The sequence below is a fragment of the Streptomyces sp. W16 genome (genome assembly GCF_033194735.1).
In the GTDB taxonomy this organism is placed as follows: Bacteria; Actinomycetota; Actinomycetes; order Streptomycetales; family Streptomycetaceae; genus Streptomyces.
Genome location: NZ_JAWOAI010000097.1, coordinates 1 through 23605, shown reverse-complemented (window position 1 = coordinate 23605; position 23605 = coordinate 1). Strand labels below are relative to the sequence as shown.

Below are 23605 nucleotides of genomic sequence, written 5' to 3'. Positions count from 1 at the left end.
GGTCGGCGGAGGAGGCGCGCAGCAGGGCGCGGGCGTCCGGGGTCACGGCGGCGGCGCGGGCGCGCAGATGGTCGTCCTCGGCGTTGTGCAGGTCGTGGTCGACCAGCCGGAGCAGCAGCCAGCCGGAGGCCAGCACCAGCAGGGGCACGGTCAGTCCGACCGCGATTCCGATCCGGGTCGACAGCTTCACGACGGCACTTCCCGCAGCACGAACCCGACCCCGCGCACGGTGTGCACCAGCCGGGGCCGCCCCTCCGCCTCCAGCTTGCGCCGCAGATAGCTGACGAAGGTGTCGACGGTGTCCGTGCGGACGTCGAAGTCGTAGCCCCAGACCCGCTCCAGAAGCTGGTCGCGGGTGAGGACCAGCCCGGCGTTGCGGGCGAGCACCTCAAGGAGTTCGAACTCGCGCCGGGTCAGCTCCAGGGCCCGCCCGTCCCGCACCGCCGTACGGGCCGCCGGGTCGATCACCAGTCCGGCAACCCGCAGCACCTCGCCCGTGGGCGGGCGGCGGCGCAGCAGCGCGTGCAGCCGCAGCACCAGTTCCTGCAGGGCGAAGGGTTTCACCAGATAGTCGTCGCCGCCCGCCTGGAGCCCGGCGATGCGGTCGGCGGTCTCGTCGAGCGCCGAGAGCATCAGCACGGGCAGGTCCTGGCCGTCGTCGCGCAGCCGGGTGCACACCTCGATGCCGGTCATCCCGGGCATCGACACGTCAAGGACTAGGACGTCGGGGGACGTCTCCTGGATCGCGTCCAGGGCTTCCCGCCCACCCTCCGCCGTCCGCACCCGGAAGCCGCTCAACCGCAGCCCGCGCTCCAGCGAGCGGCGGATGGCCGGATCGTCGTCCACCACCAGCACCGCTCCGGGGCTGCCGCTGCTACTCATCCGGACAGCGTACGACCCGTATGAGCCAAGAATTCGGGGATCATGCACCCCCGACTCCCAAGTGGTCCAGACCTATTGACCTATGGTCCAGACCTTTCTATTCTCGCGGCACTGTGGGTGCGAAGGCTCAGTCGCGCCCCTTATACCCCCAAGGAGGCGCTCAATGCGCTTCAGAACCAGAGCAGTTGCCGGGTTCGCGACCCTGCTGCTCCCGCTCGCCGCTCTCGTCGGCCTGGCAGCCCCCGCCCAGGCCGCGTCGACCGCCACCGCCACCTTCACCAAGTCCAGCGACTGGGGCACCGGCTTCGGCGGTCAGTGGACCGTCAAGAACACCGGTACCAGCGCGATCAGTTCATGGACGGTCGAGTGGGACTTCCCCTCCGGCACGTCCGTCACCTCGGCCTGGGACGCGGACGTCACCAACTCCGGGAACCACTGGACCGCGAAGAACAAGTCCTACAACGGCACCATCGCCGCGGGCGCCTCCGTCTCCTTCGGCTTCAACGGCGCCGGCTCCGGCGCGCCCTCCAACTGTCTGCTGAACGGCGGCAGTTGTGACGGCGGCACCACCGTCCCCGGTGACGCGGCCCCCTCCGCGGCCGGCACCCCCACCGCCTCCTCGATCACCGACACCTCGGTGAACCTGTCCTGGAGCGCGGCCACCGACGACAAGGGCATCAAGAACTACGACGTCCTGCGCGACGGCACCAAGGTCGCCACGGTCACGACCACGTCGTACACGAACACCGGCCTGACCGCCGGCACCGACTACTCGTACACCGTGCAGGCCCGCGACACCGCCGACCAGACCGGACCGGTCAGCGGCGCGGTCGCCGTGCACACCACGGGCGGTACCACCACTCCCCCGACCGCGGGCAACAAGGTCAAGCTCGGTTACCTCACCGAGTGGGGCACCTACACCCGTAACTACCAGGTCAAGAACCTGGTGACCTCGGGCTCGGCCGCGAAGATCACGCACATCAACTACGCCTTCGGCAACGTGACCAACGGGCAGTGCGCGATCGGCGACGCCTACGCCGACTACCAGAAGACGTTCACCGCCGACCAGTCGGTCAGCGGCGTCGCCGACACCTGGGACCAGCCGCTGGCCGGCAACTTCAACCAGCTGCGCGAGCTGAAGGCCAAGTACCCGAACATCAAGATCCTCTGGTCCTTCGGCGGCTGGACCTGGTCCGGCGGCTTCGCCCAGGCCGCGGCCAACCCGACCGCGTTCGCCAACTCCTGCTACAGCCTGGTCGAGGACCCGCGCTGGGCCGACGTGTTCGACGGCATCGACATCGACTGGGAGTACCCCAATGCCTGCGGTCTGTCCTGCGACACCAGCGGTGCGGCGGCGTACAAGAACCTGATGCAGGCCCTGCGCGCCAAGTTCGGCTCCAGCAACCTGGTCACGGCCGCCACCACGGCGGACGGCACCTCCGGCGGCAAGATCGACGCCGCCGACTACGCGGGCGCGGCCCAGTACGTCGACTGGTACAACGTGATGACGTACGACTTCTTCGGCGCCTTCAACGCGACCGGCCCCACCGCCCCGCACTCCCCGCTCACCACCTACACCGGCATCCCGACGCCCGGCTTCACCACGGCCGACGCGATCGCCAAGTTCAAGTCGAAGGGCGTCGCCGCGAGCAAGCTCCTGATCGGTATCGGCTTCTACGGCAGAGGCTGGACCGGAGTCACCCAGGACGCCCCGGGCGGCACGGCCACCGGTCCCGCGCCCGGCACCTACGAACAGGGCATCGAGGACTACAAGGTCCTCAAGACGTCCTGCCCCGTCACCGGCACCATCGCGGGCACGGCGTACGCCCACTGCGGCACCAACTGGTGGTCCTACGACACCCCGAGCACGATCGCCGGAAAGATGAGCTGGGCCAAGACCCAGGGTCTGGGCGGCGCGTTCTTCTGGGACTTCAGCGGCGACACCAGCAACGGTGAGCTGGTGAGCGCCATCAACAGCGGGCTGAGCTGATCCCCACGCTGCTCAGCGCCCTACCGCGGACAGACCTCTCCGGTCTGTCCGCGGTGCGTTGCTGTGTAGGGCGTGGTCAGTTCACGCCACGTTGACCCTCTGGCCGGGCGGAGCCGCCTCCAGCCAGGCCAGGAAACCCGTCAACGCGTCCTCGCTCATGGCGAGTTCGAGGCGCGTGCCCCGGTGCAGACAGGTCAGGATGATCGCGTCGGAGAGCAGCGCCAGCTCCTCCTCGCCCTCGGGGAGGCGGCGGCCGGCGACCTCGATCGCCGAGCGTTCCAGGGTGCGGCGCGGGCGGTAGGCGTAGGAGAAGACGCGGTACCACTCGATGCGGTCGCCGTTGTAGCGGGCGACGCCGTAGCTCCAGCCCTTGCCGTTGGTGTCGGGTTTCTCCGGTACGTCCCAGCGGAGCGAACAGTCGAAGGTGCCGCCGGAGCGCTGGATGAGTCTGCGGCGCAGGCCGAAGACGAACAGGGCCACCGCCACAAGGGCGACAACAATTCCGCACACAGTCAGAGCGAGGACCATCGACACCGACCTCCTCGTCTCCTAGGCAAAACAGGTAACGGAACGGAAAAAACACCCACATTCGCCTCAGCCGCGGCTGGGGCCGGATTCCTCCGGTCCCAGCCGCGGCTGAGTCACGTCATCGCGTCAGAGCTGGGTTCAGCGCGTCTCCACCGCACGCAGTCGGACGTCCGCGCGGCGCTCGGCGGACTCGTCGCCCGCCGCCTTCGCCTGCTCCAGCTCGCGCTCCACGCGCTGGACGTCGATCTCGTCCGACAGCTCGGCGATCTCGGCGAGCAGCGACAGCTTGTTGTCCGCGAACGAGATGAAACCGCCGTGCACCGCGGCGACGACCGTCCCGCCGTCGCTCGTGCGGATGGTCACCGGGCCCGACTCCAGCACACCGAGCAGCGGCTGGTGACCGGGCATGACGCCGATGTCGCCGGACGTGGTGCGCGCGACGACCAGGGTGGCCTCGCCGGACCAGACCTGGCGGTCCGCGGCGACGAGCTCGACATGCAGCTCAGCAGCCAAGGTGGGCTCCTCGGGTCACCACCCGGCGGTCGTGCCGGGTGTTGGGTTCAATTCTAGTGGGCGTGGAAGAGGGGGTGGGACACGCCCCACCCCCTCAGGTGAAGCACGGGGTCAGGAGACGCCCAGCTCCTTCGCGTTCGCCTTCAGGTCCTCGATACCACCGCAGAGGAAGAACGCCTGCTCCGGGAAGTGGTCGTACTCGCCGTCGATGATCGAGTTGAAGGCCACGATCGACTCGTCCAGCGGGACGTCCGACCCGTCGACGCCGGTGAACTGCTTGGCAACGTGGGTGTTCTGGGACAGGAAGCGCTCCACGCGACGGGCACGGTGGACGGTGAGTTTGTCCTCCTCGCCCAGCTCGTCGATACCGAGGATCGCGATGATGTCCTGGAGGTCCTTGTACTTCTGGAGGACCGTCTTGACGCGCATCGCGGTGTTGTAGTGCTCCGCCGCGATGTAGCGCGGGTCCAGGATGCGGGACGTGGAGTCCAGCGGGTCCACGGCCGGGTAGATGCCCTTCTCGGAGATCGGACGGGAGAGAACCGTCGTCGCGTCGAGGTGGGCGAAGGTGGTGGCCGGGGCCGGGTCGGTCAGGTCGTCCGCGGGGACGTAGATCGCCTGCATCGAGGTGATCGAGTGACCGCGGGTCGAGGTGATGCGCTCCTGGAGGAGACCCATCTCGTCGGCCAGGTTCGGCTGGTAGCCCACCGCGGAGGGCATGCGGCCGAGCAGGGTCGAGACCTCGGAACCAGCCTGCGTGAAGCGGAAGATGTTGTCGATGAAGAACAGCACGTCCTGGTTCTGCACATCGCGGAAGTACTCCGCCATGGTCAGACCGGCCAGGGCCACGCGCAGACGGGTGCCCGGGGGCTCGTCCATCTGGCCGAAGACGAGCGCCGTCTTGTCGATGACGCCCGAGTCGGCCATCTCCTCGATGAGGTCGTTGCCCTCACGGGTGCGCTCGCCGACACCGGCGAACACGGAGACACCGTCGTGGTTGTTGGCGACGCGGTAGATCATCTCCTGGATGAGCACCGTCTTGCCGACGCCGGCACCGCCGAACAGGCCGATCTTGCCGCCCTTGACGTACGGGGTGAGCAGGTCGATGACCTTGACGCCGGTCTCGAACATCTCGGTCTTCGACTCAAGCTCGTCGAAGCGGGGGGCCTTGCGGTGGATGGACCAGCGCTCGCCCGTGTACTTCTCGTCGCTGTTCAGCACCTCACCGAGGGTGTTGAACACCTTGCCCTTGGTGAAGTCGCCAACCGGGACGGTGATGCCCGTACCCGTGTCGGTGACGGCGGCCTGGCGGACCAGACCGTCGGTGGGCTGCATCGAGATCGTGCGGACCAGGCCGTCACCCAGGTGCTGGGCGACCTCCAGGGTCAGCGTCTTCTTCGCACCGTCCAGGGCCGGGTCGGCCACCTCGACGTGCAGAGCGTTGTAGATCTCCGGCATCGCGTCGACGGGGAACTCCACGTCGACGACCGGGCCGATGACCCGGGCGACGCGGCCCGTGGCAACGGCCGTCTCAACTGTCGTCGTCATTACTTGTCACTCCCCGCGGTCGCGTCGGCCAGGGCTGCGGAGCCACCGACGATCTCGCTGATTTCCTGGGTGATTTCGGCCTGGCGGGCCGCGTTGGCAAGACGGGAGAGCGTGGTGATCAGGTCTCCCGCGTTGTCGGTCGCCGACTTCATCGCGCGGCGGGTGGCGGCGTGCTTGGAGGCAGCCGACTGGAGCAGCGCGTTGTAGATACGGCTCTCGACGTACCGCGGCAGCAGGGCGTCCAGGACGTCCTCCGCCGACGGCTCGAAGTCGTACAGCGGAAGGATCTCGCCCGAGGGCGCCTCCTCCGCGACCTCTTCGAGGCTGAGGGGCAGCAGCCGGCTGTCGATCGGCGTCTGCGTCATCATCGAGACGAACTCGGTGTAGACGATGTGGAGTTCGTCCACGCCGCCCTCGGCCGTCTCCTTCTCGATGGCCTCGATGAGCGGACCCGCGACCTTCTTCGCGTCCGCGTACTCGGGCTGGTCGGTGAAGCCGGTCCACTGCTCCGCGATCTTGCGCTCACGGAAGTTGTAGTGGGCGACACCGCGGCGGCCGACGATGTACGTGTCGACCTCCTTGCCCTCGGCCTCAAGACGCGCGGTCAGCTGCTCCGCGGCCTTGATGGCGTTGGAGTTGAAGGCGCCGGCCAGACCGCGGTCGCTCGTGAGGAGCAGCACAGCGGAACGGGTCGGCGTCTCGGCCTCGGTGGTCAGCGGGTGCCGGGTGTTGGAACCCGTACCGACCGCCGTGACCGCACGCGTCAGTTCCTTCGCGTACGGCGTCGAGGCCTGCACCTTGCGGTGCGCCTTGACGACGCGCGAGGCGGCGATCATCTCCATCGCCTTGGTGATCTTCTTGGTCGCGGTGACGGATCGGATGCGACGCTTGTAGACCCGGAGCTGGGCTCCCATGAGTCAGGTCCCTTCCTACGTCACTTGGCCGCGGCCGGGGCGTCCTCGCCGAGGAGCTTGCCGTCCGAGGTCTCGAACTGCTTCTTGAACTCGGCGATCGCGTCCGCGGCGGCGGTGAGGGTGTCGTCCGACATCTTGCCGCCCTCCTTGATGGAGGTCATGAGGCCCTGCTCCTTGCGGTGCAGGTACTCCAGCAGCTCCTTCTCGAAGCGGCGGATGTCGGCGACCGGTACGTCGTCCATCTTGCCGGTGGTCGCGGACCACACGGAGACGACCTGGTCCTCGGTGGGCATCGGCTGGTACTGCGGCTGCTTGAGCAGCTCGACCAGACGCTGACCGCGCTCCAGCTGGGCCTTCGACGCGGCGTCCAGGTCGGAACCGAAGGCGGCGAACGCCTCCAGCTCGCGGTACTGGGCGAGGTCGAGGCGCAGACGCCCGGAGACCTGCTTCATCGCCTTGTGCTGCGCGGAACCACCGACTCGGGAGACGGAGATACCGACGTTCAGCGCGGGGCGCTGACCGGCGTTGAAGAGGTCCGACTCCAGGAAGCACTGGCCGTCGGTGATGGAGATGACGTTGGTCGGGATGAACGCCGAGACGTCGTTGGCCTTCGTCTCGACGATCGGCAGACCGGTCATCGAACCCTTGCCCATCTCGTCGGAGAGCTTCGCGCAGCGCTCCAGCAGACGGGAGTGCAGGTAGAAGACGTCACCCGGGTAGGCCTCGCGGCCCGGCGGACGGCGCAGCAGCAGGGACACGGCGCGGTAGGCGTCGGCCTGCTTCGAGAGGTCGTCGAAGATGATGAGGACGTGCTTGCCGTCGTACATCCAGTGCTGGCCGATGGCCGAACCGGTGTACGGCGCCAGGTACTTGAAGCCGGCCGGGTCGGACGCCGGGGCGGCGACGATGGTCGTGTACTCCAGCGCGCCGGCCTCTTCGAGCGCACCACGCACGGAGGCGATGGTGGAGCCCTTCTGACCGATGGCGACGTAGATGCAGCGGACCTGCTTGTTCACGTCGCCCGAGCGCCAGTTGTCGCGCTGGTTGATGATCGTGTCGACGGCCAGGGCGGTCTTGCCCGTCTGGCGGTCGCCGATGATCAGCTGACGCTGGCCACGGCCGATCGGGGTCATCGCGTCGACGGCCTTGTAGCCGGTCTCCATCGGCTCGTGCACCGACTTGCGGACCATGACGCCCGGGGCCTGCAGCTCCAGGGCGCGGCGGCCGGTGGTCTCGATCTCGCCGAGGCCGTCGATCGGGTTGCCGAGCGGGTCGACGACACGGCCGAGGTAGCCCTCGCCGACGGCGACGGACAGGACCTCGCCGGTACGGGTGACCGGCTGGCCCTCCTCGACGCCACTGAACTCGCCGAGGATGACGGTACCGATCTCACGCTCTTCGAGGTTGAGCGCGAGACCGAGGGTGCCGTCCTCGAACTTCAGCAGTTCGTTGGCCATGGCCGAGGGCAGGCCCTCGACCTTCGCGATGCCGTCGCCGGCAAGGGTGACCGTACCGACCTCCTCGCGCGAGGCCGCGTCCGGCTTGTACGACTGGACGAAGTTCTCCAGCGCGTCCCGGATCTCCTCCGGCCGGATCGTGAGCTCCGCCATCTGGGTTCCCTGCTCTCCTTGTTGGGCCCGAAGTTTCACTTGGGGGGATGGGGGGACTCCCCCCATGACGAGGTGAATCCTCTGCACGGCCCAACTCGGGCCGCCTTACTACGTCTTTGTATGGGTGCTGCTAGCCCGCCATGCGGCGAGCGGCGTCATCGAGGCGGTCCGCGATGGAGCCGTTGATGATCTCGTCGCCGACCTGCACCCGGATACCGCCGAGGACCTCGGGGTCCACGTCGATGTTCAGGTGCATGTGACGGCCGTAGAGCTTCGCGAGGGCGGCGCCCAGGCGCTGCTTCTGCGGGTCGCTCAGCGGGACCGCCGTGGTGACGACCGCGACCAGGCGACTGCGGCGCTCGGCGGCGAGCTTGGACAGGGATTCGAGTCCCGCTTCCAGGCTACGTCCCCGGGGCGCGGTCACAAGGCGCGTCACCAGTCGTTCGGTGGCCGGCTTGGCCCGGCCGCCGAGCAGGCTGCTCAGCAGCTCGCTCTTGGCCGTGGTGCCCGCCGCGCGGTTGGTCAGCGCGGCGCGCAGCCCGGTGTTCGAGGAGACGATCCGGCCGAACCGGAACAGTTCGTCCTCGACGTCGTCGAGCTGGCCCGACTGCTGGGCGGCGGTGAGGTCGGCGGTGGCCGCCAGCTCCTCCAGCGCGTCCACCAGGTCGCGGGACTGCGACCAGCGGGAGCGCACCATGCCGGACAGCAGGTCGAGGGCGGGGCCGCCGACCTGACCGCCGAGCAGGCGCTCGGCCAGCTGGGCCTTCGCCTCGCCGTCCTGCGCCGGGTCGGTGAGGACCCGACGCAACGACACCTCACGGCCGAGCAGCGCGGTGACGGCGGCCAGCTCGTCGGCGAGCTGCGCCGCGTTCACGGACGTGGAGTCCGTCAGCGCGTCGAGACGCTCACGTGCGGCTGCCAGGGCCTCGCGGCTCGCTCCGTTCATCGCGCGGCCTCGGCCTTCTCCTCAAGCTCATCAAGGAAACGGTCGATCACACGGCTCTGCCGGGCGTGGTCCTCAAGGGACTCGCCGACGAGCTTGCCGGCCAGGTCGGTGGCGAGCTTGCCCACGTCCTGGCGCAGTGCCTGCGAAGCGGCCTTGCGGTCGGCGTCGATCTGCGTGTGACCGGCGGCGACGATCTCCTCGCGCTGCCGCTGGCCTTCCGCGCGCATCTCGGCGATGAGCGTGGCGCCCTGCTCCTGCGCCTCCTGGCGCAGCCGCGCGGCCTCGTGCCGGGCCTCGGCGAGCTGAGCCTTGTACTGCTCAAGCACGCTCTGTGCCTCGGTCTGGGCGGCCTCGGCCTTCTCGATACCGCCCTCGATGGCCTCGCGGCGCTCGTCCAGAACCTTGTTGATGTTCGGGAGGAGCTTCTTGGCGAGGAAGCCGAAGACGATGACGAAGGCGATCAGGCCGATGACGAGCTCGGGGATCGGCGGAATGAGAGGGTTTTCCTTCTCGGCCGCCAGAATGAGCAACTGGCTCATGTCAGTGCCTTTCGTCTAGTGGGCTGTCGCTGATCGCGGTCGATCAGGTGCCGTAGACGAACGGCATGACCAGGCCGATGAGGGCGAGCGCCTCACAGAAGGCGAAGCCGAGGATCTGGTTGGCGCGGATCAGGCCGGCAGCTTCGGGCTGACGGGCAAGAGCCTGGGTGCCGTTACCGAAGATGATGCCGACGCCGACGCCGGGGCCGATGGCGGCGAGGCCGTAGCCGATGGAACCGAGGGAGCCGTGGATGCCGTCGGCAGCAAGGGTCTGGAGAGCGGACATGCCGATTCTTCCTTATCTATACGGACCGGCGGGGGTTGGCCACCGGACTCTCAGGGGGTCTGGGAGGGGTGCTGCTCAGTGGTTCTCGGCGAGCGCGCCCTGGATGAAGGTGCAGGTCAAGAGCACGAAGACATATGCCTGCAGGGCCTGGATGAAGAGCTCGAAGGCCGTCATCACGAGGACCATGACGAACGAGACACCCGCGTAGGCGATGCCGATGCCGTTCAGCAGATACCAGCTGGCGATCGTGAAGAGCAGCAGCAGGGTGTGGCCCGCGAACATGTTCGCGAACAGTCGCACCGCGTGCGTGAACGGCCGGACGATCAGGTTCGAGAGCAGCTCGATGCCCATCGCCAGCGGGAGAACCGGGCCGAGCGACTTGTCGTAACCGCTGAAGTTCTTGAAGGCACCGACGAATCCGTGCCGCTTGAATGTCAGCGAGACCCAGGTGATGTAGACGATGATCGCGAGGACGATCGGGTACGCGATGATCGACGTCACCGGGAACTGGGCGACCGGGACGATCGACCAGAGGTTCATCATCCAGATGAAGAAGAACAGCGAGACGACCAGCGGTACGTACTTCTCGCCCTCCTTCTTTCCGATGGTCTCGTAGACGACACCGCGGCGGATGAAGTCGTAACCGGTCTCGGCGACCATCTGCAGCTTGCCGGGGACGACCTTCGGCTTGCGGAAGGCGGCCCAGAAGAAGCCGACGACAATGACCGAGCCGATCAGCGCCAGCAGCATCGGCTTGTTGAAGTACACGTTGCTGTCGCCGTCCCCCAGAAGGGGCTTGAACAGGAACGAGTGCAGGCCGGGAGCCGGGAAGCCACAGCCGTCGAAGATGTGGCAGTCGGTCTCGAAGGCGAGCACCTGCGTCGGGTCAGCACTCACCGCGGGCTCCTTCAGCGTGGCGCATAGGTACGGCAACCTCGTTGTGTCGGCGCGGCGCGCAGCCGCGGTTCGGCACTGGACTGGTGTTACGGATGTGGGGGCGGCAGTGGGGCATCGAGCCTCGCGATTGAGCAGGCGTCAGCTCAGATGCCCGCGCCCGCGATGCCGCAGTTGGCACCGGACGATAGCAGGGTCGCTTACGTGCTCTTATCCCGGCCCTACCTCTCACGACGAGTGCTCCGACTTCTCGGGCTCGACGTAGAGGATTTTGGCCTTCATGTGGGCACGGGTCTGCGCGGCGGTCCAGATGATGGTTCCGACGAGCAGGGTGAACGCGAAGGCCTTGGGATTGAACAGCGTGGTGTGCTTGAACGCGGCGAGGAAGATGAACAACAGAAGAATCTGCGCCGCGAAGAGCATGAGGCCCATCGCCTGGAACAGGTGCGGAAGCGATTTGGCAGTGCGCTGCAGAACGTAGAGCCCGATTCCCATGAAGAGGATCACGATCAGCGTCGCAACGGCTGCCCCAATAGCTCCTTTGCCGCCGGCGACCACACCACTGACGACGGCGGCAATCGCGCCGACGGCAGCTGTGGGCACAGCGGCCTGAAGGAGAATCCGGGCGTCATTGGACGGCATGGCGGCAACTCCGCTTGCTAAGGGGGGCGTGTCGTCATGGACGAGCGTAGTCCCGGGATGAGAGAGAACCTCACGCCAATGGACCGTCGCACTGCGGTCCTTCGGCTCTGTCCCGGGTTCTCGTGAACCGTATCACAAACTATTTGATGCGGTCTTTACCTAGAAGGTGTGCTTGCTGTCACACATGAGAGTGACAGTGCGCGTCTGTGCAAAATAGCGGCCAACTTGTCTGGTATGGGGAGGCTTTGTCCTCCCACGAGATGGCAACGCTTTAGTCAGATTCTTACCTTGGCGTCAGCGCGAGGACTCCGCTTTACGTCCGTCCAGGAGCCTCGAACGGGGGCCGACAGCGGTCGCCCCGTTGACTCCTGACACTCCGGCGACAACCGGCGGACGCGGGTGGCGGTCCTCCTCCGCCAGCACGACGACGGGCTCAACTGCCGCCCTGCGACGGCGGTAACGCGGCGGCACCAGGTGCTCGGCCCAACGCGGCGCACGCGGGGTGAAGCGCGGCAGCAGAAGCAGCACCAGACCGATCGCGCTCAGGAAGACGATGCCGAGGACGATCCACATCGAGGCCGAGTTGACCGAGTAGCCGAGCGCGCCGAACGCGATCAGCGCCGACCAGAAGTACATGATCAGCACCGCCCGGCTGTGCGAGTGGCCGATCTCCAGGAGCCGGTGGTGCAGATGGCCGCGGTCCGCGGCGAACGGCGACTGGCCCCGCCAGGTGCGGCGGACGATCGCCAGCACGAGGTCGGCGGCCGGCACCGCGATGATCGTCAGCGGCAGCAGCAGCGGGATGTAGACGGGCACCGTCTGGTGCACCGCCGCCTTCTCGGAGCCGACGAACAGCTGGAGCGCGTCCGGGTCGACCTGTCCCGTGATGGAGATAGCGCCCGCGGCCAGCACAAGCCCGATCAGCATCGAGCCGGAGTCGCCCATGAAGATCCGGGCGGGGTGCATGTTGTGCGGCAGGAAGCCGATGCACATGCCCATCAGGATCGCCGAGAAGAGCGTGGCCGGGGCGGCGGCCTCGATGCCGTACGAGTACCAGATCCGGTAGGCGTACAGGAAGAACGCGGCGGCGGCGATGCACACCATGCCGGAGGCCAGACCGTCGAGACCGTCGACGAAGTTGACCGCGTTGATGGTGATGACGACCAGGGCGACGGTGAGCAGGGTGCCCTGCCACTGGGTCAGCGCGACGTTGCCGACACCCGGGATGGGTAGCCACAGGATCGTCAGACCCTGCATGACCATCACGCCGGCGGCGATCATCTGGCCGCCCAGCTTGATCAGGGCGTCGATCTCGAACTTGTCGTCCAGGACACCGATCAGCCAGATCAGGGCAGCTCCGGAGAGCAGGGCGCGCGGCTCGTTCGAGTTCTGGAAGACCTCGCTGAGGTTGGTCAGATGGTCCGCGACCAGCAGACCGGCGCACAGGCCGAAGAACATGGCGATACCGCCGAGCCGCGGAGTGGGTTCCCGGTGCACGTCACGGGCCCTGATCTCCGGCACCGCCCCGGCCACGATCGCGAACTTCCGCACCGGCCCGGTCAGCAGATACGTCACCGCGGCCGTCACGCAGAGCGTCAGCAGGTATTCACGCACAGGCTTCCCCACAGGTCTCGCTGGCCATCACAGCCCCACACCCTAGCGAGGGACGCATATGGTTGGGGACTTCCGGGTAGCACAGATGGTTGCACGTGTGGCTGTGAGCCGTTCGCAGCAGGGCACGTCCAGCGTGCCGCCTACCCCGTTTGACTGGATCTACGCGGCGGACCGAACGTGCCCGGGACCACGGTTTCTCAGCTGAGCAGCGGCGAACCGGTCAGCTGCCAGGGGTCCTGCCAGCTCTTGCCGTCGCCGTCGATGTCCCAGTGGATCTGGCCGTCCGCCGACCAGCACAGGTCGCCGTCCCAGGTGGTGCTGGGGGTCGTGCAGGTCCCGGTGCCCGCCCACTTGTCATTGACCGACGCCGTGAAGTCGCAGGTGCGGGACTGGTTGATGTAGTCGACACCGCCCGTGGAGAAGCGGTACTCCAGGCGGGCGTTGACGGTGAACCCGTCGAACTTCCTGCCGACCGCGGCAGGAAGTGTGGCCGCCGAGGTGCTGAACTGCACGAAGGCAAAAACCTTGTTGTCGGTGGTGCGGACGACGCAGAGGGTGACGTCGATGTCGAGGTCGGACTTGTTGGGCAGCGCAACCCGCTTCGACTGGGAGCTGTTGCACTTGTCCGTCTCCGCCTGGGCGGACGGCACGGAGAGACCGAGAAGGACGAGGGCCGCGGCTACCGTGGCAGCAAGATGTCTTTTCTTCACCGGGCGACCATAGTGTTGACAACACACGGTCAACAATGGATTTTCATCGGCCCTCACCCGGGATACGGCGCGAAGGCGTCGACCAGCTCCCGCACTTCGTCGCGCGCCCGCTTGGCATCGACCCGGCCGCGCAGTATGCCTGCGAGGAGCGCCGCGATGCCCGCCATCTCGCCCTCCCCCATGCCCTGCGTGGTCACCGCGGCCGTACCGAGCCGCAGGCCACGGGCCTCACCATGCGGCAGCGCGCAGCAGTCCAGGACCACTCCGGCGGCGGCGAGCCGACCCCGCGCGGTGCGGCCGTCGACGCCGAGGGGCATCGGGTCGACGGTGATCAGATGGGTGTCGGTGCCACCCGTGGTGACGATCAGCCCCTCCGCGGCCAGCCCGGCCGCGAGCACCCGGGCGTTGGCGACCACCTGATGGGCGTACGCCGTGAAGGCCGGTGTCGCCGCCTCGCCGAACGCGACGGCCTTCGCGGCGATGGTGTGCATCTGCGCGCCGCCCTGGGTGAACGGGAACACCGCCCGGTCCACCCGTTCGGCCAGCTCGCTCCCGCACAGCAGCATCCCGCCGCGCGGCCCGCGCAGCACCTTGTGCGTGGTGGCGCAGACGACATCGGCGTACGGCACCGGGTTCGGCGCCGCTCCCCCGGCGACGAGGCCGATGGGGTGGGCGGCGTCGGCGATGAGATAGGCGCCCACCTCGTCGGCGACCTCGCGGAAGAGGGCGTGGTCGATGTGGCGGGGGTAGGCGATGGAGCCGCACACGATCGCCTTGGGGCGGTGCGCGCGGGCCAGGGTGCGCACCTGGTCGTAGTCGATGAGCCCGGTCTCGGCGTCCACGCCGTAGCCGACGAAGTCGAACCAGCGGCCGGAGAAGTTCGCGGGCGAGCCGTGGGTGAGATGACCGCCGTAGGGAAGGCCCAGCGCGAGGACGGTGTCGCCGGGGCGCAGCAGGGCCGCGTAGGCGGCGAGGACGGCCGAAGAGCCGGAGTGGGACTGCACGTTGGCGTGCTCGGCGCCGAACAGTGCCTTCGCCCGGTCCACGGCGACGCGCTCGGCGACGTCGACGATCTCGCAGCCGCCGTGGTGGCGGGCGCCGGGGTAGCCCTCGGCGTACTTGTTGGCGAGCGGGGAGCCGAGCGCGGCCAGCACGGCGGGCGAGGTGAAGTTCTCGGCGGCGACCAGCTGGAGCGTCGTCGACTGCCGGGTCAGCTCCCCGAGCAGGATCTCGGCCAGCTCGGGGTCCTGACGGCGCAGGACATCGGTCTCAAGGACAGGGGTGACCGACATGGTGGACTCCGGGGCGTCGACGGTGACGTACGTCCAATGTAGGCCCGGGACGGGTGGGGCGCGCGGCTGTTGCTACGTCCGCGCGGGCACACCCGTGAGCGCCGTCACCACCGGGTCGATCGCCTGGTTTAGCCCCATCCCCGACGCGCCTCTCGCACTGCTCGGCCCCAGCGGGCCTCCCAGGCTTCGAGCCGCTGCGGCGGACTCCGTCCGCCGGCTGTGCTTCCGCCGGATCAAGTCCGCGCAGGTACACCCGTGAGCGCCGTCACCACCGGGTCGATCGCCTGGTTTATCTCGTCGCCGATGGAGCGGAAGAACGGGAGCGGGGCGCCGTAGGGGTCGAAGACCTCGTCCGCTTCCGCCGTGGGGGCCAGGAGCCAGCCGCGCAGGGCCGCCGCCGCGCGGACCAGGGCGCGGGCGCGGGCCACCATGCCGTCCTCCAGGGGCGGCAGGGTCGCCGGGTCGATCGCCTTCACCAGGCGGGTGAACTCCTTCAGGGTGAAGGTGCGCAGGCCCGCCGAGTGGCCCATGGAGATGACCTGCTGGCGGTGGTCCCGTGTGGCGGTCAGCACCAGGTCGGCGCGGATCACGTGGTCGTCGAGCAGCTCACGCCCGGTGAACCCGGAGGGGTCCGCGCCGAAGTCGGTGAGGACCGTCGCCGCGTTGGTCTCCATGGGCGCGCCCTCGTGGCCCCAGGTGCCGGCGCTCTCCACGATGAGCCCGCCCCACAGCGGGTCGCCGAGCCGGTCCGCCAGGGCATGACGGGTCAGCCGCTCGGTGATCGGCGAGCGGCACACGTTGCCGGTGCTGACGTGGAGGATGCGGAAGCTGTCCATGGGAAGCCCGAAGGTCCCCGTCACTTCCCCGTTGCCTATGCCACGCCCCGCGTCAGGGGCTGTCAATTCGCCACCTCAAGGTCGGGGACGACCTTCCGCAGCTCCTCGGCCGAGATCGCGCCGGCCCGCAGCAGCAGCGGGACCTCGCGCGTGACGTCGACGATCGACGACGGCACGTTGCCGGGCGTCGGGCCGCCGTCGAGGTACACGGAGACCGAGTCGCCGAGCATCTCCTGCGCCGCGTCACAGTCCTCCGGCGCGGGATGCCCGGTGAGGTTGGCGGAGGAGACGGCCATCGGGCCGACCTCCGTCAGGAGCTCGATGGCGACGGGGTGCAGCGGCATGCGGACGGCGACCGTGCCCCGGGTGTCCCCCAGGTCCCACTGCAGGGACGGCTGGTGCTTGGCGACCAGCGTGAGGGCGCCCGGCCAGAACGCGTCGACGAGTTCCCAGGCCAGCTCGGAGAAGTCCGTGACGAGGCCGTGCAGCGTGTTCGGGGAGCCGATGAGGACGGGGGTGGGCATGTTGCGGCCCCGGCCCTTGGCGTCCAGGAGATCGGCGACGGCCTCCGAAGAAAACGCGTCGGCCCCGATGCCGTAGACCGTGTCGGTCGGCAGGACCACGAGTTCGCCCCGGCGGACGGCGGACGCGGCCTCGCGCAGACCCGTCGTGCGGTCGGTCGCGTCATTGGTGTCGTATCGCCGTGCCATGTCTAGCGGGCCTCCTCGTACACGTACTGCTGCGGGTCGAAAGTCGGGGCGCCGGTCACGGCGTCGCCCTGCGGGCGGTCGCGAAGCGCGGGCGGTTGTTGAGATCGGGGTGGTCGGCCGCGTCGGCCCAGCCACGCTCCTCGGTGAAGATCCACGGCACCTGGCCGCCCTGGGTGTCGGCGTGCTCGATGACGACGACACCGCCGGGACGGAGGAGACGGTGTGCGGTGCGCTCGATGCCGCGGATCAGGTCGAGGCCGTCCTCCCCTGAGAACAGGGCGAGTTCGGGGTCGTAGTCCCGGGCTTCGGGAGCGACGTACTCCCATTCGGTGAGCGGGATGTACGGCGGGTTGGAGATGACCAGGTCGACATGGCCGTCGAGGTCGGGGAAGGCGTCCAGGGCATTCCCCTGCCGCAAGTCGACCCGCGACCCCTCCATGTTCTTGCGGGTCCACTGGAGGGCGTCCTCGGACAGCTCCACGGCGTGCACCCGGGAGCGCGGGACCTCCTGCGCGAGGGCGAGCGCGATGGCGCCGGAGCCGGTGCAGAGGTCCACGATCAGTGGCTCTACGACGTCCATCGCGCGGACCGCGTCTATGGCCCAGCCGACGACCGACTCGGTCTCGGGGCGCGGCACGAACACCCCCGGCCCGACCTGGAGTTCCAGGTACCGGAAGAAGGCGCGGCCGGTGATGTGCTGGAGCGGCTCGCGCTGCTCGCGGCGGGCGATGGTCTCCCAGTAGCGGGCGTCGAAGTCCACGTCCTTCACGGAGTGCAGCTCGCCCCGCTTCACACCGTGCACGAACGCGGCGAGCTCCTCCGCGTCGTTGCGCGGCGAGGGCACGCCGGCGTCGGCCAGCCGCTGGGTGGCCTGGGCCACCTCTGCTAGCAGCAGGTTCACGCAAGTCCTCCGTGTCGTACTCGTCCGTGCCGAACGTGCCGTGCGTGCCGTTGTGTTACGCCGCCGCGAGCTTGGCGGCCGAGTCCGCGTCGACGCAAGCCTGGATCATCGCGTCGAGGTCGCCGTCCAGGACCTGGTCCAGGTTGTACGCCTTGAATCCGACGCGGTGGTCGGAGATGCGGTTCTCCGGGAAGTTGTACGTGCGGATCTTCTCGGAGCGGTCGACCGTGCGGACCTGGCTGCGGCGGGCGTCGGCGGCATTCTTCTCCGCCTCCTCCTGTGCCGCGGCGAGCAGCCTGGAGCGCAGGATACGCATCGCCTGCTCCTTGTTCTGCAGCTGGCTCTTCTCGTTCTGGCAGGAGGCGACGACTCCGGTGGGAATGTGCGTGATGCGCACCGCGGAGTCGGTCGTGTTGACGGACTGGCCGCCGGGACCGGACGAGCGGTACACGTCGATGCGGAGGTCGTTCGGGTTGATCTCGACGTCGACCTCCTCCGCCTCGGGGGTGACGAGGACACCGGCGGCCGAGGTGTGGATACGGCCCGCGGACTCGGTCGCGGGCACCCGCTGCACGCGGTGCACCCCGCCCTCGTACTTCAGCCGCGCCCAGACACCCTGGCCGGGCTCGGTCGCGCCGTTGCCGCCCTTGGTCTTCACCGCGACCTGGACGTCCTTGTAGCCGCCCAGCTCGGACTCGGTGGCGTCGATGATCTCGGTCTTCCAGCCGACGCGCTCCGCGTACCGCAGGTACATGCGCAGCAGGTCACCGGCGAACAGGGCTGACTCGTCGCCGCCCGCGCCCGCCTTGACCTCAAGGATCACGTCCTTGTCGTCGTTGGGGTCACGCGGCACGAGCAGCAGCCGCAGCTTCTCCGTGATCTCGTCGCGCGTCTTCTCCAGCTCCTTGACCTCGGCCGCGAACTCCGGGTCGTCGGCGCCGAGTTCACGCGCGGTCTCGATGTCGTCGCCGGTCTGCTTCCAGGAGCGGTACGTGGCGACGATCGGGGTGAGCTCGGCGTAGCGCTTGTTCAGCTTGCGCGCGTTGGCCTGGTCGGCGTGGACCGACGGGTCGGCGAGCTTCGTCTCAAGGTCGGCGTGCTCGCCGATGAGGTCCTCGACAGCCTCGAACATCTTGGGCTCCTGAAATGCGTACGGAAGGGAAGGCGGGCGACCAAAAACGCCGGTCCCGGCACGCCTGTAGAGGGGCGTGGCCGTGGACCGGCGAAATGGAAGCTCGCTACTTCGTGGAGCCGGCAGCAGCCTTGCCGAAGCGGGCCTCGAAGCGGGCCACGCGGCCACCGGTGTCGAGGATCTTCTGCTTGCCCGTGTAGAACGGGTGGCACTCGGAGCAGACGTCGGCGCGGATGGTGCCGCTCGCGATCGTGCTGTGGGTGGTGAACGACGCGCCACAGGTGCAGCTGACCTGGGTCTCGACGTACTCGGGGTGGATCTCGCGCTTCAAGGGTGTCTCCTAGGTTCGGGAGGGCGCCGGGTCGCTCCGCGGGTTTGCGGGGCGTGAACCGGGGCCGACGTACCAGTCTGCCAGGACTGGGGCCATCCCCCAAAACCGGGTCCGTCTGTGATCTATTCCCTGCGGGTGCGTGGGGGCTGGTCGCGCAGTTCCCCGCGCCCCTTGAGGGGTTGCGCCCTAGGAAGTTGTTACGACGCCCTTGGCTTCGCCTGTTGCCGTGCCCTTGGTTGCCGACGCGGGAATCGGCTGGTCGTTCTTCAAGGCCGTCCAGACCAGTTGGGCCTTCGACTTCTCGATGATCACGCGGTTCGGGTTGGCCGGGTCGTACTCGACCGGCATCGTGACCATGTTCATGTTGGCGGAGCTGATGCCCTTGAGGCCGTTTGCGAAGGACGTGAGGGAGTTCACCGAGCCGAGGTCGGAGTCGGTGGTGACGGCCTTCGTGGCGGTGTTGGCGAGGTCGAACAGCTTGGTCGGGCTGGTCAGGAGGCCGACGTGCTTGACCTGGTTGACCAGGGCCTTGATGAACGCCTGCTGGAGCTGGATGCGGCCGAGGTCGGAGCCGTCGCCTACACCGTGCCGGGTGCGGACCAGGCCGAGGGCCTGCGAGCCGTTGAGCGTGTGCTCGCCGGCCTTGAGGTTCAGGTGGCTCTGCGGGTCCTTGATGTCCTTGGTGGTGGTGATCTGGACCCCGCCGAGCTCGTTGATGAGCTTCTCGAAGCCGGCGAAGTCGACTTCGAGGTAGTGGTCCATGCGCAGACCGGAGATGGACTCGACGGTCTTCACCGTGCAGGCGGCGCCGCCGGTCGAGTACGCCTCGTTGAACATCACGCCGGAGGCCGCGTCGTGTGTGACGCCCTTGGTGTCGGTGCACTCGGGGCGGTCGACGAGGGTGTCGCGCGGGATGGACACCACGCTGGCCTTCTTGTGGCCCTTGTAGACGTGGATGATCATCGCGGTGTCGGAGCGGGCGCTGCCGTCGTCGGTGCCGCCGCCCAGCTTCTTGTTGGTGCCGGAGCGGGAGTCGGAGCCCAGGACGAGGATGTTCTCGGAGCCGTTGTCGACCTTGACCGGCCGGTCGGTGCCGAGGGCCTGGTTGATGTCGACGCTCTTGATGTTGCCGTTGAGCTTGAAGTACACGTACCCGGCGCCGGTGCCGCCCAGCACCAGGACGCCTCCCGCTACCCAGGCCGTGATCATCAGGGCCCGGTGGCGCGGACTGCGGTTCTTCTGTTTGCGGCCTCCGGCGCGGTGGCGCGGGCCGCTGTTGCCGTCCTTGCCCGGTATGGCGGGCTCCGGCGTGCTCTCGGCGGACATGGGCTCCTCGGTCTCTCGTCCGGTCGGTTACCCCCTGCTTTCAGGGTCGGGCGCGGTCAGTACCGCTCCATTTTCGTCCGCCTGGTCAGACGGGGAAACTCGACAAAGGGTTGCACAACGCAGAGTGCCCATCGCGTACGGCGATGGGCACTCTGTGTAGTCATGTCAGCGGGTCAGGCCGCGCTCACCTGCTATTTCACCCGAAGATGTCGTACTGCTGGAAACCGGTACCAAGCGACTTCGGTGTGCCGAAGATCTCGCTGGTCGCCTTGCCGGTGCCCGGGTAGACGTACAGCGAGCCGCTGGCGTTGCGGATCAGGAGGTCCGCCTTGCCGTCGCCGGTGAAGTCGCCGACGGAGTCGAAGGCGTTGTAGCTGCCCCAGCTGCGCACCTTGACGCGGGCCGCGAAGGCACCCGTGCCGGACTTGCCGGCGCCCTTGTAGAGGTAGACGGCGCCGGTGCTCTTGTTGCGGGCGAGCAGGTCGGCCTTGCCGTCACCGGTGAAGTCGCCCTTGCCGACCAGCACGTTGTACTGGCTCCAGCCCCCGCCGACCCGAGACGGCGAGGAGAAGGTGCCGTTGCCCTTGCCCGGGTAGATCCACAGGACACCGGAGCTGTCGACCGAGATCAGGTCGGGCAGGTAGTCGCCGGTGACATCACCGGGGGCGACGATCCGGGTGCGGGTCTTCCAGTTGGCGAAGATCTTCGTGCTGACCCAACTGCCGTCGTCCCGCGCGCTGTTGAGCACGAAGTGGTCCCAGTAGACCGCGCCGGCGGTGGTCCGGTAGACCCAGTCCTGGAAGCCGTCCCGGTTCAGGTCGGCCGACCGGACCAGGTTGACGCCGCCCCAGTCGCCCAGGGACTGGCGGGCGGCCAGCGAGGTGCCCTTGGAGTCCAGCTCGTAGCCCACCTTGGTGGAGGACTTGCGGGCGTAGATGTCGGCCTTGTTGTCGGTGTAGCTGAGGTTGCCGTCGTCGACCTGCGCGTAGGCCGCGCCGGCGTACGCGCTGACCTTGGCGAAGACGCCGTAGGTGCCCTCGACGACGCAGTCGTTGACGGTGGTGGCGTCACCGTCGTCGGCGCTCCAGGAGACGACACCGACGATCCGGCCGGCGGCGACCAGCGGGCCGCCGGAGTCGCCGTTGCAGATGGCCGTCGTGGTGGTGTCGCTGCCGGTGGCGGCCTCGCCCGCGCAGACGTTGTGACCCTTGATGTACAGGCTGCCGTAGGCGGCGGCGCAGGTGGCGTCCGACTGGATCGGCAGCGAGGCCGTCTTCAGCGTCTCGGAGATGTCCTCCGTGCTGGAGCTGGTACGGCCCCAGCCGTAGACCTTGGCGGTCTTGGCGGCCGTGCCCGTGTACGACGTCGTGTCGGTGTTCGTCGTCATGCGGATCGGGGTCGCCTTGACGGGGGCCGCCAGGGTCAGGACCGCCACGTCGTTGTCGACGGTCGCCGCGTTGTACGACGGGTGGTTCCACTGGCGCAGGACCGCGGTGGCCTGGCCGCCGTGCAGATCGGTGTTGCCGTCGGCGTCGCTGGTCGGCAGCACGGTGGCGCTGGTGACGACGGCGCCGTACTTGGCCCAGTTGTAGCCCTTGACGCAGTGCGAGGCCGTCAGGATCTTCGACGGCGAGATGACCGAGCCACCGCAGAAGAAGCCGATGTCGTCGCTCTCGCTGGTGGTGCCCTTGTCGTCGTAGTACCAGAGCTGCGCCATGTACGGCGCGGTGCTGATGGTGGTCGTCGTACCGCCGATGATCTTCGGGCTGACGGTCGTGGCGGTGGTGCTCGCGCTACGGGTCGACTTCTTGGTCGTCTGACCGGCGATGTCGTCACCGGCCTCGGCGCCCACGATGCGCTTCTTCAGCGTGGCGAGCGACGGCTGGCTGACGACGGGCTTCGCGGTCGGTGTCGGGAGCGCGGTGGCAGCGCCGGCGGACGTCGTCAGCACTGCGGCGGTCACGGCGGCGGCGATACCGGCCGCGGCGACGGGCAGGGCGAAACGTATCCGGCGTCTGTGCCGACCAGCCCCAAGCATGGGCGTACCCATTCAAGTCCCCCCTCGGGATCAGAAGTTCGGACGACTGTCGAAAGCAGGTCCGAAGGGCGCGATCGTACAGGGGGCCACTGACAACGCGGAGGGCCGCCCCCTCAACAAGGGGGCGGCCCTCCGATGACGCTGACTTGCCTCAGTCGCCGTTGCCGGGAGTGGTCTTCTGGATCTGGAGCAGGAACTCCGCGTTCGACTTCGTCTGCTTCATTTTGTCGAGGAGCAGCTCGATCGCCTGCTGCTGGTCGAGCGCGTGCAGCACCCGGCGGAGCTTCCAGGTGACGGCCAGCTCGTCGCTGCCGAGCAGGATCTCTTCCTTACGGGTACCGGACGCGTCGACGTCCACCGCGGGGAAGATGCGCTTGTCGGCGAGCTTCCGGTCGAGCTTGAGCTCGGCGTTGCCGGTGCCCTTGAACTCCTCGAAGATGACCTCGTCCATGCGCGAGCCGGTGTCGACGAGCGCGGTGGCGAGGATGGTCAGCGAGCCGCCGTCCTCGATGTTGCGCGCGGCGCCGAAGAAGCGCTTGGGCGGGTACAGCGCCGTCGAGTCGACACCACCGGAGAGGATGCGGCCGGAGGCGGGGGCGGCGAGGTTGTAGGCACGGCCCAGACGCGTGATCGAGTCGAGCAGGACGACGACGTCGTGGCCCAGCTCCACCAGCCGCTTGGCGCGCTCGATGGCGAGCTCGGCGACCGTGGTGTGGTCCTCGGCCGGGCGGTCGAAGGTCGAGGAGATGACCTCGCCCTTCACCGACCGCTGCATGTCGGTGACCTCTTCCGGACGCTCGTCGACCAGGACGACCATCAGGTGGCACTCGGGGTTGTTGTGCGTGATCGCGTTGGCGATCGCCTGCATGATCATGGTCTTGCCGGTCTTCGGCGGGGCCACGATCAGACCGCGCTGGCCCTTACCGATCGGCGCGACGAGGTCGATGATGCGGGTCGTCAGCACACCCGGGTCGGTCTCCAGACGGAGCCGGTCCTGCGGGTACAGCGGCGTCAGCTTGTTGAACTCCGGCCGCCCGCGCCCGGAGTCGGGGGCCATGCCGTTGGTCGAGTCCAGGCGCACGAGCGCGTTGAACTTCTCGCGGCGCTCGCCCTCCTTCGGCTGACGGACCGCGCCGGTGACGTGGTCGCCCTTGCGCAGGCCGTTCTTGCGGACCTGGGCGAGGGAGACGTACACGTCGTTGGGACCCGGCAGGTAGCCCGACGTACGGATGAAGGCGTAGTTGTCGAGGATGTCGAGGATGCCCGCGACGGGGATCAGGACATCGTCGTCCGCGACCTGCGGCTCGCCCGCGGCGCCACCACCGAACTCGTCACGGCCACGACGGCCGCGACGGTCGCGGTAACGGCCGCGGCGACCGCGGCGTCCGTCGCCGAACTCGTCGTCGTCCTGCGGGCCGTTGTC

The 23605-nt window shown here is 68.3% G+C and carries 23 protein-coding genes and 1 pseudogene; 1 reads left to right on the top strand and 23 read right to left on the bottom strand.

Going from position 1 to position 23605, the window contains the following annotated elements:
* Both R6V09_RS15685 and R6V09_RS15680 read right to left on the bottom strand, forming a co-directional pair.
* Positions 1-190: pseudogene (locus R6V09_RS15685) on the bottom strand (two-component sensor histidine kinase); the annotation flags it as partial.
* On the bottom strand, positions 187-882 hold the full coding sequence (locus R6V09_RS15680) for a response regulator transcription factor (RefSeq protein WP_317882013.1): 696 nt from the start codon (positions 880-882) through the stop codon (positions 187-189). The gene R6V09_RS15680 and the pseudogene R6V09_RS15685, both read right to left, overlap by 4 nt.
* A 163-nt stretch (positions 883-1045) precedes the next feature.
* Between R6V09_RS15680 and R6V09_RS15675 the strand changes: the two genes are divergently transcribed.
* Positions 1046-2872, top strand: a complete 1827-nt coding sequence (locus R6V09_RS15675; RefSeq protein ID WP_317882012.1) for a glycoside hydrolase family 18 chitinase — start codon at positions 1046-1048, stop codon at positions 2870-2872.
* Positions 2873-2953: 81 nt separating this feature from the next.
* On the opposite strand, the gene R6V09_RS15670 is transcribed toward R6V09_RS15675, so the two are convergent.
* From R6V09_RS15670 to rho, 21 genes are all read right to left on the bottom strand, one after another.
* Entirely contained in the window at positions 2954-3400 is a 447-nt protein-coding gene (locus R6V09_RS15670; protein ID WP_317882011.1) for a DUF2550 domain-containing protein, read from the bottom strand.
* A 138-nt stretch (positions 3401-3538) separates the two neighbouring features.
* Entirely contained in the window at positions 3539-3913 is a 375-nt protein-coding gene (locus tag R6V09_RS15665) for a F0F1 ATP synthase subunit epsilon (protein WP_019060727.1), read from the bottom strand.
* 111 nt (positions 3914-4024) lie between these two features.
* On the bottom strand, positions 4025-5461 hold the full coding sequence (atpD, locus tag R6V09_RS15660; protein ID WP_019060726.1) for a F0F1 ATP synthase subunit beta: 1437 nt from the start codon (positions 5459-5461) through the stop codon (positions 4025-4027).
* On the bottom strand, positions 5461-6375 hold the full coding sequence (locus R6V09_RS15655) for a F0F1 ATP synthase subunit gamma (protein WP_317882010.1): 915 nt from the start codon (positions 6373-6375) through the stop codon (positions 5461-5463). The genes atpD and R6V09_RS15655 overlap by 1 nt, the downstream gene beginning before the upstream one ends.
* A gap of 20 nt (positions 6376-6395) precedes the next feature.
* Positions 6396-7985 carry a F0F1 ATP synthase subunit alpha gene (atpA, locus tag R6V09_RS15650; RefSeq protein ID WP_317882009.1) on the bottom strand — a complete coding sequence of 530 codons (1590 nt, stop codon included), beginning with the start codon at positions 7983-7985 and terminating at the stop codon, positions 6396-6398.
* 130 nt (positions 7986-8115) lie between these two features.
* Positions 8116-8931: a F0F1 ATP synthase subunit delta gene (locus tag R6V09_RS15645; protein ID WP_317882008.1), complete on the bottom strand. Its 816-nt coding sequence runs from the start codon at positions 8929-8931 to the stop codon at positions 8116-8118.
* Positions 8928-9470 (bottom strand): F0F1 ATP synthase subunit B, encoded by a 543-nt coding sequence (locus R6V09_RS15640; RefSeq protein WP_317882007.1) that lies wholly within the window; start codon positions 9468-9470, stop codon positions 8928-8930. The genes R6V09_RS15645 and R6V09_RS15640 overlap by 4 nt, the downstream gene beginning before the upstream one ends.
* Positions 9471-9513: 43 nt before the next feature.
* On the bottom strand, positions 9514-9756 hold the full coding sequence (locus R6V09_RS15635; RefSeq protein WP_317882006.1) for a F0F1 ATP synthase subunit C: 243 nt from the start codon (positions 9754-9756) through the stop codon (positions 9514-9516).
* A 75-nt stretch (positions 9757-9831) separates the two neighbouring features.
* Positions 9832-10653: a F0F1 ATP synthase subunit A gene (atpB, locus tag R6V09_RS15630; RefSeq protein ID WP_317882005.1), complete on the bottom strand. Its 822-nt coding sequence runs from the start codon at positions 10651-10653 to the stop codon at positions 9832-9834.
* 225 nt (positions 10654-10878) lie between these two features.
* Entirely contained in the window at positions 10879-11292 is a 414-nt protein-coding gene (locus tag R6V09_RS15625; protein WP_317882004.1) for a hypothetical protein, read from the bottom strand.
* A gap of 294 nt (positions 11293-11586) precedes the next feature.
* On the bottom strand, positions 11587-12906 hold the full coding sequence (locus R6V09_RS15620) for an MraY family glycosyltransferase (RefSeq protein WP_317882003.1): 1320 nt from the start codon (positions 12904-12906) through the stop codon (positions 11587-11589).
* Between the two features lie 197 nt (positions 12907-13103).
* Positions 13104-13616, bottom strand: a complete 513-nt coding sequence (locus R6V09_RS15615; protein WP_317882002.1) for a hypothetical protein — start codon at positions 13614-13616, stop codon at positions 13104-13106.
* Positions 13617-13669: 53 nt separating this feature from the next.
* On the bottom strand, positions 13670-14908 hold the full coding sequence (gene glyA / locus R6V09_RS15610) for a serine hydroxymethyltransferase (RefSeq protein ID WP_317882001.1): 1239 nt from the start codon (positions 14906-14908) through the stop codon (positions 13670-13672).
* A gap of 233 nt (positions 14909-15141) precedes the next feature.
* Positions 15142-15810 carry an arsenate reductase/protein-tyrosine-phosphatase family protein gene (locus R6V09_RS15605; protein WP_026179237.1) on the bottom strand — a complete coding sequence of 223 codons (669 nt, stop codon included), beginning with the start codon at positions 15808-15810 and terminating at the stop codon, positions 15142-15144.
* Positions 15807-16454 (bottom strand): L-threonylcarbamoyladenylate synthase, encoded by a 648-nt coding sequence (locus R6V09_RS15600; RefSeq protein WP_033285396.1) that lies wholly within the window; start codon positions 16452-16454, stop codon positions 15807-15809. Before R6V09_RS15600 ends, R6V09_RS15605 begins: the two co-directional genes overlap by 4 nt.
* A 55-nt stretch (positions 16455-16509) precedes the next feature.
* Positions 16510-17355 (bottom strand): peptide chain release factor N(5)-glutamine methyltransferase, encoded by an 846-nt coding sequence (gene prmC / locus R6V09_RS15595; protein WP_019073183.1) that lies wholly within the window; start codon positions 17353-17355, stop codon positions 16510-16512.
* Between the two features lie 55 nt (positions 17356-17410).
* On the bottom strand, positions 17411-18487 hold the full coding sequence (prfA, locus tag R6V09_RS15590; protein WP_317882000.1) for a peptide chain release factor 1: 1077 nt from the start codon (positions 18485-18487) through the stop codon (positions 17411-17413).
* Between the two features lie 106 nt (positions 18488-18593).
* Positions 18594-18818: a 50S ribosomal protein L31 gene (rpmE, locus tag R6V09_RS15585; RefSeq protein WP_317881999.1), complete on the bottom strand. Its 225-nt coding sequence runs from the start codon at positions 18816-18818 to the stop codon at positions 18594-18596.
* A gap of 186 nt (positions 18819-19004) precedes the next feature.
* Entirely contained in the window at positions 19005-20144 is a 1140-nt protein-coding gene (locus R6V09_RS15580; protein WP_317881998.1) for an LCP family protein, read from the bottom strand.
* 196 nt (positions 20145-20340) lie between these two features.
* Positions 20341-22194 carry a trypsin-like serine protease gene (locus tag R6V09_RS15575; protein WP_317881997.1) on the bottom strand — a complete coding sequence of 618 codons (1854 nt, stop codon included), beginning with the start codon at positions 22192-22194 and terminating at the stop codon, positions 20341-20343.
* 139 nt (positions 22195-22333) lie between these two features.
* On the bottom strand, positions 22334-23605 hold a 1272-nt coding region (gene rho, locus R6V09_RS15570; protein ID WP_317881996.1), incomplete at its 5' end, for a transcription termination factor Rho.

Bases quoted from the DNA above. Each gene is read 5' to 3' on its own strand.
- R6V09_RS15680 (WP_317882013.1), bottom strand. From the start codon at position 882: ATGAGTAGCAGCGGCAGCCCCGGAGCGGTGCTGGTGGTGGACGACGAT.
- R6V09_RS15675 (WP_317882012.1), top strand. From the start codon at position 1,046: ATGCGCTTCAGAACCAGAGCAGTTGCCGGGTTCGCGACCCTGCTGCTC.
- R6V09_RS15670 (WP_317882011.1), bottom strand. From the start codon at position 3,400: ATGGTCCTCGCTCTGACTGTGTGCGGAATTGTTGTCGCCCTTGTGGCG.
- atpD (WP_019060726.1), bottom strand. From the start codon at position 5,461: ATGACGACGACAGTTGAGACGGCCGTTGCCACGGGCCGCGTCGCCCGG.
- R6V09_RS15655 (WP_317882010.1), bottom strand. From the start codon at position 6,375: ATGGGAGCCCAGCTCCGGGTCTACAAGCGTCGCATCCGATCCGTCACC.
- atpA (WP_317882009.1), bottom strand. From the start codon at position 7,985: ATGGCGGAGCTCACGATCCGGCCGGAGGAGATCCGGGACGCGCTGGAG.
- R6V09_RS15645 (WP_317882008.1), bottom strand. From the start codon at position 8,931: ATGAACGGAGCGAGCCGCGAGGCCCTGGCAGCCGCACGTGAGCGTCTC.
- R6V09_RS15640 (WP_317882007.1), bottom strand. From the start codon at position 9,470: ATGAGCCAGTTGCTCATTCTGGCGGCCGAGAAGGAAAACCCTCTCATT.
- R6V09_RS15635 (WP_317882006.1), bottom strand. From the start codon at position 9,756: ATGTCCGCTCTCCAGACCCTTGCTGCCGACGGCATCCACGGCTCCCTC.
- R6V09_RS15625 (WP_317882004.1), bottom strand. From the start codon at position 11,292: ATGCCGTCCAATGACGCCCGGATTCTCCTTCAGGCCGCTGTGCCCACA.
- glyA (WP_317882001.1), bottom strand. From the start codon at position 14,908: ATGTCGGTCACCCCTGTCCTTGAGACCGATGTCCTGCGCCGTCAGGAC.
- R6V09_RS15600 (WP_033285396.1), bottom strand. From the start codon at position 16,454: ATGGCACGGCGATACGACACCAATGACGCGACCGACCGCACGACGGGT.
- prfA (WP_317882000.1), bottom strand. From the start codon at position 18,487: ATGTTCGAGGCTGTCGAGGACCTCATCGGCGAGCACGCCGACCTTGAG.
- R6V09_RS15580 (WP_317881998.1), bottom strand. From the start codon at position 20,144: ATGTCCGCCGAGAGCACGCCGGAGCCCGCCATACCGGGCAAGGACGGC.
- R6V09_RS15575 (WP_317881997.1), bottom strand. From the start codon at position 22,194: ATGGGTACGCCCATGCTTGGGGCTGGTCGGCACAGACGCCGGATACGT.